This is a genomic window from Streptomyces phaeochromogenes (genome assembly GCF_001418655.1).
GTDB classification, from domain to species: Bacteria; Actinomycetota; Actinomycetes; order Streptomycetales; family Streptomycetaceae; genus Streptomyces; species Streptomyces phaeochromogenes.
Map to the genome: position 1 here is coordinate 1 of NZ_LIQZ01000147.1, position 8,665 is coordinate 8,665.

The following is an 8,665-nucleotide window of genomic DNA, read 5'->3' on the forward strand; positions in this document are numbered from 1 at the left end:
CGCGTCGGCCCGATGCGCGACATCGTGGCGACGATCCAGCCCGAGCAGGACGAGATCGTACGGTCCGGTCTCGGCGGTTCGGTCTGCGTGCAGGGCGGTCCGGGCACCGGGAAGACGGCGGTCGGCCTGCACCGGGTCGCCTACCTCCTCTACGCCCACCGCGACCGGCTCGCCCGCACCGGCACCCTGGTCATCGGGCCGAACGCGTCCTTCCTCCACTACATCGAGCAAGTGCTGCCCGCACTGGGCGAGTTGGAGGTCAAGCAGGCCACGGTCGACGACCTCGTCGCACATGTGGAGGTGCGCGGTACGGACGAGGCGCCGGCCGCGGTTATCAAGGGCGACGCACGGATGGCCGAGGTGCTGCGCCGGGCCGTCCGCTCGCACGTGACCATGCCCGTCGAACCGGTCGTGGTGGTGCGCGGTTCACGGCGCTGGCGCGTCCCGGCGTACGAACTCGAAGTCATCGTCCGGGAGTTGCTCGACCGGGACATCCGGTACGGCGCCGCCCGCGAGGCCCTGCCCCAGCGCATCGCGCACGCCGTGCTGGTGCAGATGGAGCGGTCGGGCGAGGCCCCGGACGACCGGGTGCAGGACGCCGTGGCCCGCAACACCGCGGTGAAGGCGGCGGTGAAGAGCCTCTGGCCGCCGGTCGAGCCCGCGAAGCTCGTGCTGCGTCTGCTCTCCGACGCCGACTTCCTGGCCACCCACGCCGAGGGTCTCCTCACCGAGGACGAGCAGAAGACGATCCTGTGGGCCAGGCCCGTACGGTCGGTGAAATCCGCCAAGTGGGCAGCCGCGGACGCCGTGTTGATCGACGAGGCCACCGACCTCGTACAGCGCACGCACTCCCTCGGGCATGTGGTGCTCGACGAGGCGCAGGACCTCTCCCCCATGCAGTACCGGGCGGTGGGGCGACGCTGCACGACCGGTTCGGCGACCGTGCTCGGGGACCTGGCGCAGGGCACGACGCCCTGGGCGACCCGGAGTTGGGAGGAGGCGCTGACCCATCTGGGCAAGGGGGACGCGGTCGTCGAGGAGCTGACGGCCGGTTTCCGTGTGCCGACGGACGTCATCACGTACGCCTCCCGGCTCCTCCCCCACATCGCGCCCGGCCTGACCCCGGTGGCGTCGGTCCGCGAGAACCCGGGCTTCTTCGAGGTCCGCCCGGCCACCGTCGGTGACGCCACAACCGCGGCCACCGAAGTGGTCGCCGCCTGCGAGGAGTTGCTGCGCAACGAGGGTTCGGTCGGCCTGATCGCGGCCGACGCGCGCGTGCCGCTGCTTGCCGAGGCCCTGGCCGCGGCCGGGCTCCCCCACCTCGGCCCCGGCGAGGAGACGACGCCGACCACCCGGCTCACCCTGGTCCCGGCCTCGCTCGCCAAGGGTCTGGAGTACGACTACGTGGTCCTGGACGAGCCCCGGGCCGTCGTCGACGGCGAACCGGACGAACGCACCGGTCTGCGCCGCCTGTACGTGTCCCTGACCCGAGCGGTCTCGGGCCTGATCGTCACGCACGCGGCGCCGCTGCCGCCCCAACTGGCCGAGGGGGCAGGGGCGTTGTGAACACCCTCAGGAGCGGGCGCGGCGGAGGTGCTCGGCCGCTGCCGCCTGGAAGGCGGCGTGGGCTTCCCTGGCACGGTCGCCCGCGGCGTTGACCGCGTCGTAGTCGTCGTGGGGCGGTTCGCCCATGTCGGTGGACCGCTGGACGAGGGTGTCGGCGAGACCGAGGAGCGACGGGTCGTCGGTGACGAGGGTCAGGGAGGTCAGGGCCTTCGTCATCTCCGAGCGTGCCTCGTAACGGGCCGCCCGGATCTCCATGGTCTCCTCGTGACTCTGCCTGCGCATCACGTGCTTCAGATACTGGTGGCGCCGGTGGTCGGTCGCCGCGCCCAGGAGGGCGGCGACAGCGGCGGCGAGTGCCTGCCGGTCGCGGTCGCGGCGGGCCGCGACCGTGGTGAGGTGCTGCATGACGCCCGCGGTGACGGCGCCCAGCAGAGTGCCGATCACTGCGACGATGGCTGTGGTCACGAGACCCGTCCCCCCGTTTTCCTGCTGCGCTTTCCGCTTCGCGTCCTGCTTCGCTGCCTGCTGAGTTGCCTTCTTCCCGCATCCCTCCTGCTTCGCCCCTCTTCAGAGGGCCGACAGGTCCAGGCCCGCCTCCGCCAGTACCGTCGCGGCCACTCCCCGGCCGGTGCGGGCGAGGCCGTGGAGCAGGTGATGGCAGTCGATCAGGGGCTCCGCGCCCTCGCGGCCCTCCACCGCCTCGCGGTCCTCCGCCCCCTCGTGGCCCTCCGCGCAGGCGCGTTCCTCCGCGATCGCGATCGCCCTGCGGGAGTACGGGGTCCAGGCGATGCGCTCCGCGGCCTGTGAGGCTCCGACGCTGAAGCGGGCCCCCACCGCCCGGTGGATGTCGTCCGGTGACACTTCGAGCGAGCGGAGAAGCCGGGTGGCGGAGTTGGTCCCGGCGGTCAGGCCCCAGAGCAGGTGCTCGGTACCGATGTAGTTGTTGCGGTGCTGGACCGCGGCCCGCTTCACATGGGTCATCGCCAGACGGAGGTCACCGGTCATCGTCTCCGGCCCGTACCGCTTGTGCGGGGCCTGGAAACGCTGCTGGACCGCCTGCCGGGTCACGCCCAGCGCCGCGCCGACGTCCGTCCACGAGTGGCCGTGCATCCGGCAGTGCTCGACGTAGTCCTCCACCAAGTCGTCGGCGAGTGCCTGCAGTTGACCCGCGACGCCCGCCGCCGTCGTCAACAGCGCCAGCCAGTCCGGCTGTTCCTGGCCCGTGGCGGCCCGGTGCGCGGTGTCGCAGGTGCGGTCGACCTCCGCGATGAGGTCGTCCAGATCGGGGAGCGGCATGAGGCAAGCACACCTTGCCAATTCCGAGGTGTCAAGGTGCACTTGCCTCTTTGCTCAGGCGCCTCCGCGCAAGCGCAAGCCCTCAGGCGCAAGCCGCTCAAGTGCCGACGTGCAGGCTCAGGCGGCGTCCAGCGCCGTACGCCACTCCCGTACCGCCTCCGCCGAGACCGGCCCGTTCCAGCCGCCGGGCCGGGCCGCTCCCCCGATGTGGAAGGCGTCGACGCCGGCGGCCCGCAGGCGCGGGAGATGGTCGAGGCGGAGACCGCCGCCGACCAGGAGCCGCGGCTCGTATCCCTGCTCGCCACTGCGGGCCGCCTCCGCAAGGAGCGTGGCCAGGCCCTCGTCCACGCCTTCCGCCGACCCCGCCGTGAGGTACGCGTCCAGGCCGGGCAGGTCGGCGAGGCTCTTGCGCAGCGCGTCGCGGTCGGCCGCGCGGTCGATCGCCCGGTGGAACGTCCAGCGGCAGCCGTCCAGTTCGGCGAGCACCGCCTCCAGCGCGGGCAGGTCCGGCTCCCCGGTCTCGTCCAGGAACCCGAGCACGAACTCGTCCGCCCCGGCGGCCCGCAGCTCCCGGGCCGCCCGCAGGAGTTCTCGTACGTCCCCGGCCTCGAAACCGTCCGCCAGGCGCAGCATCACGCGCAGCGAGATGCCTACGGCGGCCCTGATCTCCGCGAAGGACCCGACCGGCGGGGTCAGCCCGTCGGCGGCCATGTCGGTGACCAGCTCCAGTCGATCCGCGCCTCCGGCCTCGGCGGCGACCGCGTCCTCGACACCGAGGGCGATCACCTCCAGGACTGCACGCTCACTCATAGGACCTCTTCCCTCGGGGCGGCTACAGGTCTAGTCCAATAGTCAGCCTACGCGCTCGACACCGCGCACCGGCGGACCGGGACCGACCGACCGGGCCGGAGCCCGGAGCCTCCACTGGGACCACCGCCGGAACCACCGCCGGGACCACCGCCGGGACCACCGCCGAGGCTCAGCCGAACAGATCGAGCTCCGCCTCCCTCGCCCCCGCCAGCTCGTACCGCGTCCCGGTCAGCGGGCGCCCCGCGTGCAGCCGTACGAGGGTGGCGGCGTCGCCGATGTAACGGGCGGGCGGCCGGTCGCCCGAGGGCGCGCCGAGCAGCAGCGGCTCGTCCAGGTCGTCGAGGTCGGCGTGCAGGGCGGGCCGCCCCCGGTCGCGGGTGATCCACGCCAACAGGTCGAGCGCGGGCCCCACTTGGGGCCCCGCGTACGCTCCGGGCTCGCCCCAGGCGTCCCGTACATCTCCCGCGTGCACCCACTCGCCGAACCCGACCCCGTCCAGCGCGCCGCCCGCCTTGGCGATCACGGGGCCCGCGTCGGTCATGCCGCGCTCCAGCTCGTCGACGATCTCCGCGAGGGACCGGCCGGACCGCTCGGCGATGTCCCGGTCGTTCGCCGCGGGGCTGAACACGTCCTCCTCATATCGGCTCTCCACCACCCGCGACAGCGCGGCCGAGCAGTGTGCGAGGAGATGCCGCACGGTCCAGCCCGGACAGCAGGTCCTGACCTCGAAGTCGTGCTCGGGTCGGCCCCGGAGGAGGGGGATCAGGGCGTCCCGTTCTGCGGCCAGCAGCTTGCCCGGCAGATCCGGATCGCGTACGGCGTGCGTGTCTGCAGCAGTCATGAGGACACGCTAGGTGCTGGGCGCTCCGCGGGGAGCGGTCATGAGTCTGCGGGTTCGCTGATGGCCGGGTGCGCCCACGCGGCGGAGCCGCACATCGATACAGCCCCGCGCCCCTGAAGGGGCGCGGTAGAGAATGAGGCCATGGCCGACCTCGACTCCCTCCGCACCCGCTGGTCCCGTGCCCTGGAAGGGGCCCGCGACGCCGGCGCCCGGGTGGACCCCACCCCCGTGGACCCCGCCCCCTACGCCGACAACCTCGTCTCCCGCTGGTCGGAGCCGCAGCGGCGGTATCACACGGTTGATCATCTGACGGCGGTCCTGGACCACATCGATGTGCTGGAGGCGCACGAGAAGTACGCGGACGACGTGGACCTGGTGCGGCTGGCCGCGTGGTTCCACGACGCCGTCTACCTCCCCGACCGGTCCGAGAACGAGGAGCGGTCGGCCCGGCTCGCCGAGCGTGCGCTGCCCGAGGCCGGTGTCTCCGCGGCCGGCACGGCGGAGGTGGCCCGCCTCGTCCGCCTCACCGTCACGCACGCCCCGGCCGACGACGACCCCAACGGCCAGGTTCTCTGCGACGCCGACCTGGGGATCCTCGCCGCGTCCCCGGACGCGTACGCCGCCTACACGGCCGCCGTCCGCGAGGAGTACGCCTTCGTCCCGCCGGAGGCCTTCCGGGAGGGCCGCGCGGCGATTCTGCGGCAGCTTCTGGAGCTGCCGCGCCTCTTCCACACCCCGTACGGGACAAGGGAATGGGAGGGTCCGGCACGCCGGAACCTGGAGTCGGAGCTCAGCCTGTTGACGGGCTGAACGGCAGCCGATGGAATGACAGGCCCATCCATGAGGTTGGCACCTGATATGCCCGTCCCCACGAGCGCCGGCTCCGCCACGCCCACCCGCACCGCCACCCGCACCCGTATGCCCCTGGCCGTCTACGTCCTCGGGCTCTCCGTCTTCGCGCTGGGCACCAGCGAGTTCATGCTCTCCGGCCTGCTGCCGGCCGTCGCGGACGACATGAACGTGTCGATTCCGCGCGCGGGGCTGCTGATATCCGCCTTCGCCGTCGGCATGGTGGTGGGCGCGCCGCTGCTGGCCGTGGCGACGCTCCGGATGCCCCGCCGTACGACCCTGATCTCGCTCATCGCGGTCTTCGGCGTCGGCCAGATCGCGGGCGCCCTCGCCCCGAACTACGCCGTGCTCTTCGCGTCCCGTGTCGTGAGCGCGCTGGCGTGCGCCGGGTTCTGGGCGGTCGGCGCGGCCGTGGCCATCGCCATGGTCCCGGTGACCGCCCGGGCCCGCGCCCTCGCCGTGATGATCGGCGGCCTGTCCATCGCGAACGTCCTCGGTGTCCCGGCGGGCGCCTTCCTGGGCGAGAGCCTCGGCTGGCGTTCGGCGTTCTGGGCGGTCGGCGCGGCCTCCGCGGTCGCGCTGGTCGGAGTGGCCACGCTCATCCCCCGTATCCCGCTCCCCGACGAGAAGCCGCAGCTCAGGCGGGAGCTGCGGATCTACCGCGACCGGCAGGTCTGGCTCTCCATCTCGCTGATCGCGTTCGCCGCGGGCGGTGTCTTCTGTGCGTTCAGCTATCTCGCGCCGCTGCTGACCGACGTCTCCGGGCTCGACGACAGCTGGGTGCCCGTGGTGCTCGGGCTGTTCGGTGTCGGGGCGCTGATCGGCACGATGATCGGCGGCCGGATCGCGGACGCGCACCTCTTCGGGGTGCTGCTCTCCGGCATCGCGGCCTCGTCCGTGCTGCTGGTCGCGCTGGCGCTGCTCGGGCAGTACGCCGTCGCCGCCGTCACCCTCGCCTTCCTCCTCGGTGTCTCCGCCTTCTACACGGCCCCGGCCCTGAACGCCCGGATGTTCAACGTCGCGGGCAAGGCCCCGACCCTGGCCGGTGCCACCACCACGGCCGCGTTCAACCTCGGCAACACCGGCGGCCCCTGGATCGGCGGTGCCGTCATCGACGCGGGCCTCGGCTTCGCCTCCCCGGCCTGGGCGGGCGCGGCCCTGACGGTCACGGCGGGCGCGGTGACGGCGGTCTCACTGCGCCTGCACCGGCGTACGGCGGCCTCGCGGGTGGTGACCGCCGGAGCCCCGGCCGCCTCCGCGGCCACGGCAGCCTCTACGGCCGCCACAGCCGCCAACGAGCCGATTAATCAGTCTCGTTCGGCGAACTGATCACCTATTGTCACCGGCATGCTGGCTATGGGCGGGGATCAGGTGGAAGAGGCCGTCGCGGACGCGGTGGCGGTGCTGCGGCGGGTGGCCGACCGGGACTGGAGCGTCAAGGCGGGCCGCCTGGACTGGAGTTGCCGCAGGACGGCGGAGCACATCGCGTCGGACTGCATCGCGTACGCGGGGCAGTTGGCGGGCCTCCCCAGCGACCGCTACGTACCGTTCGAGATCTCCATGGACGAGTGCGAGAGCCCCGAGGACGTCATCCAGGTCGTCGAGGCGACCGGCACCCTGCTCGCGGCAGCGGTCCGGGCCGCCCCGCGCGAGGCCCGCGCCTTCCACCCGTACCCCTTCCGCAGCGCGAACCGCGAGGGCTTCGCCGCGATGGGCGTCACCGAGGTGCTCGCGCACACGCACGACATCGCCGAGGGCCTGGGCATCCCGTACGAGCCGCCGGCGGCGCTCTGCGAGGCGGTGCTCACCCGGATCTTCCCGCACGTCCGGCCCACGCCCGGCGCCGACCACTGGAGCACGCTCCTGTGGGCCACGGGCCGCGGTGACCTGCCCGGCCGGGCGCCCCTCACCGACTGGCGCTGGAACAACAACCTCGTCATCCCCTCCGACCGCCTCACCCTCCAGGGCGTCACCCCCGCAGCCGCCGCCGACCTCCGCACGGGCGGCACCGGCGGCTTCGAGTGGACGCAGGACGGCCCCTTCGAGGGGACCCGGGACGCCGCCGGGATGGTCACGAAGGCGTACGAGGCCGGGGTGCACCGACCGGAGTTCGGCCTGTTCGTCCTGGTTCGCCGCGAGGACGGCCGCGCGGTCGGCGGCATGGGCTTCCACGGCGCCCCGGACGAGGACGGCCGCGCCGAGGTCGGCTACGACCTGGTCGAGTCCGCCCGCGGCAACGGCTACGCGGCCGAGGCCCTGCGCACCCTGTCCGCCTGGGCCCTCTCCCGCGACGACGTGACGTCCCTGTTCGCGACGGTGGACCGCGTCAACGCCCCCTCCCAGAGCGTGCTGTCCCGCGCGGGCTTCACCCGGGTGAGCGAGGCGGGCGGGGAGGGAGAGGACGGGGAGCAGTACGCGTACGAGCTGCGGGGCTGATCGCCGCGCGGTTTGCTGCCGGAGTGCGGTCGCGGCCGTCAACTCCCGGGAACGGCACGCCCCTTGGGCCTGCGCAGCCCGGAGGCGAGCAGCAGCCGCACCACCTCGCGGCTGCGAACCTCCACCGCTCCGGCCGCGACCGCGTCCTCGTACCGGTGCGAGGGGATGTCGTAGTGATCACGCTCGAAGGCCCGGGCGGGGGCGCCCAGCCGGCGGGCGAAGTCGTGCAGTTCGTCGTACGAGACGTCGCTGACGAGGTGGGACCACATACGGCCGTGCCCCGGCCAGTCGGGCGGGTCGATGTAGACGGTCACGAGGAGGGCGTCCCCCCGCCGGTGCCGCCGCCGGCCACCTGGAGCGCGCCCACCGGCGAGACCTTCACTCCCGCCTTGTGGCACACCCAGTGCGGGTCGGCGCCCAACTCCGGCTCCACTTCCAGGGCGTGGGGGTCACCGGCACCGCAGACGGGACACAGCGGCCACCGCCCGTGCCGCTCAAGAAGCGCGTCCTGTAAGTCCTGGGCGACGAGCCCCGCCACGTAGTCGACCCCCTCCGGCCACTGCTCCACCCACCAGCGCCGCTGCACCACCGACTCCTCGACGAACGAGACGACGTCCGGCTCGGCGACCTCACCCGCGGCAAGATCGGCGAGCACGAGCGCCCGCGCCGCGTGCAGCGCCTGCTCCAAGGGGCTGATGGGATGGGGGGAGGGCGGAGAATCCATACGTCCATTGTGCGCCACCCGGGCGGCGCGGTGCCGGGCCCCGCCTGTGCCTCGTAAGCGCCGCCGGGAACAGTGCCCCGTAAGGGGCGCGGGGAACTGCGCAATCTTTTAGGGGCGCGGGGAACTGCGCGACCAGCCCCCAC

General features: G+C 73.1%; 10 protein-coding genes. 4 read left to right on the plus strand and 6 right to left on the minus strand.

Features of this window, described 5'->3' with window-relative positions; genetic code table 11:
- The coding region (locus AOK17_RS20310) for a HelD family protein (protein WP_055613936.1) at window positions 1–1,566 on the plus strand (1,566 nt) is incomplete at its 5' end.
- Window positions 1,567–1,572: 6 nt separating this feature from the next.
- On the opposite strand, the gene AOK17_RS20315 is transcribed toward AOK17_RS20310, so the two are convergent.
- From AOK17_RS20315 to AOK17_RS20330, 4 genes are all read right to left on the minus strand, one after another.
- The gene (locus AOK17_RS20315; protein ID WP_055613937.1) at window positions 1,573–2,031 is read right to left on the minus strand and encodes a hypothetical protein; all 459 of its coding nucleotides are present in this window, start codon (window positions 2,029–2,031) and stop codon (window positions 1,573–1,575) included.
- Window positions 2,032–2,133: 102 nt separating this feature from the next.
- On the minus strand, window positions 2,134–2,862 hold the full coding sequence (locus tag AOK17_RS20320) for a Clp protease N-terminal domain-containing protein (protein ID WP_245697251.1): 729 nt from the start codon (window positions 2,860–2,862) through the stop codon (window positions 2,134–2,136).
- A 117-nt stretch (window positions 2,863–2,979) separates the two neighbouring features.
- Complete coding sequence (locus tag AOK17_RS20325; RefSeq protein ID WP_055613938.1) at window positions 2,980–3,672, minus strand: copper homeostasis protein CutC; 693 nt, start codon at window positions 3,670–3,672, stop codon at window positions 2,980–2,982.
- Between the two features lie 169 nt (window positions 3,673–3,841).
- On the minus strand, window positions 3,842–4,513 hold the full coding sequence (locus AOK17_RS20330) for a maleylpyruvate isomerase family mycothiol-dependent enzyme (protein ID WP_055613939.1): 672 nt from the start codon (window positions 4,511–4,513) through the stop codon (window positions 3,842–3,844).
- A 141-nt stretch (window positions 4,514–4,654) separates the two neighbouring features.
- Between AOK17_RS20330 and AOK17_RS20335 the strand changes: the two genes are divergently transcribed.
- From AOK17_RS20335 to AOK17_RS20345, 3 genes are all read left to right on the plus strand, one after another.
- Window positions 4,655–5,323, plus strand: coding sequence for an HD domain-containing protein (locus AOK17_RS20335; protein ID WP_055613940.1), 669 nt, complete (start codon window positions 4,655–4,657; stop codon window positions 5,321–5,323).
- Between the two features lie 108 nt (window positions 5,324–5,431).
- Window positions 5,432–6,691, plus strand: a complete 1,260-nt coding sequence (locus AOK17_RS20340) for a Cmx/CmrA family chloramphenicol efflux MFS transporter (protein ID WP_055613944.1) — start codon at window positions 5,432–5,434, stop codon at window positions 6,689–6,691.
- An 18-nt stretch (window positions 6,692–6,709) separates the two neighbouring features.
- Entirely contained in the window at window positions 6,710–7,798 is a 1,089-nt protein-coding gene (locus AOK17_RS20345; protein ID WP_107102451.1) for a GNAT family N-acetyltransferase, read from the plus strand.
- 38 nt (window positions 7,799–7,836) lie between these two features.
- Here the strand turns inward: AOK17_RS20345 and AOK17_RS20350 are convergent, their stop codons facing one another.
- Together AOK17_RS20350 and AOK17_RS20355 are read right to left on the minus strand one after the other, a co-directional pair.
- A complete protein-coding gene (locus AOK17_RS20350; protein ID WP_055613941.1) occupies window positions 7,837–8,112 on the minus strand; it encodes a DUF4031 domain-containing protein in 276 nt (91 codons plus the stop codon).
- The gene (locus tag AOK17_RS20355) at window positions 8,109–8,522 is read right to left on the minus strand and encodes a hypothetical protein (RefSeq protein WP_055613942.1); all 414 of its coding nucleotides are present in this window, start codon (window positions 8,520–8,522) and stop codon (window positions 8,109–8,111) included. The genes AOK17_RS20350 and AOK17_RS20355 overlap by 4 nt, the downstream gene beginning before the upstream one ends.
- Window positions 8,523–8,665: the final 143 nt, after the last annotated feature.

Bases quoted from the DNA above. Each gene is read 5' to 3' on its own strand.
- AOK17_RS20320 (WP_245697251.1), bottom strand. From the start codon at position 2,862: ATGCCGCTCCCCGATCTGGACGACCTCATCGCGGAGGTCGACCGCACC.
- AOK17_RS20325 (WP_055613938.1), bottom strand. From the start codon at position 3,672: ATGAGTGAGCGTGCAGTCCTGGAGGTGATCGCCCTCGGTGTCGAGGAC.
- AOK17_RS20330 (WP_055613939.1), bottom strand. From the start codon at position 4,513: ATGACTGCTGCAGACACGCACGCCGTACGCGATCCGGATCTGCCGGGC.
- AOK17_RS20335 (WP_055613940.1), top strand. From the start codon at position 4,655: ATGGCCGACCTCGACTCCCTCCGCACCCGCTGGTCCCGTGCCCTGGAA.
- AOK17_RS20340 (WP_055613944.1), top strand. From the start codon at position 5,432: ATGCCCCTGGCCGTCTACGTCCTCGGGCTCTCCGTCTTCGCGCTGGGC.
- AOK17_RS20345 (WP_107102451.1), top strand. From the start codon at position 6,710: ATGCTGGCTATGGGCGGGGATCAGGTGGAAGAGGCCGTCGCGGACGCG.
- AOK17_RS20355 (WP_055613942.1), bottom strand. From the start codon at position 8,522: ATGGATTCTCCGCCCTCCCCCCATCCCATCAGCCCCTTGGAGCAGGCG.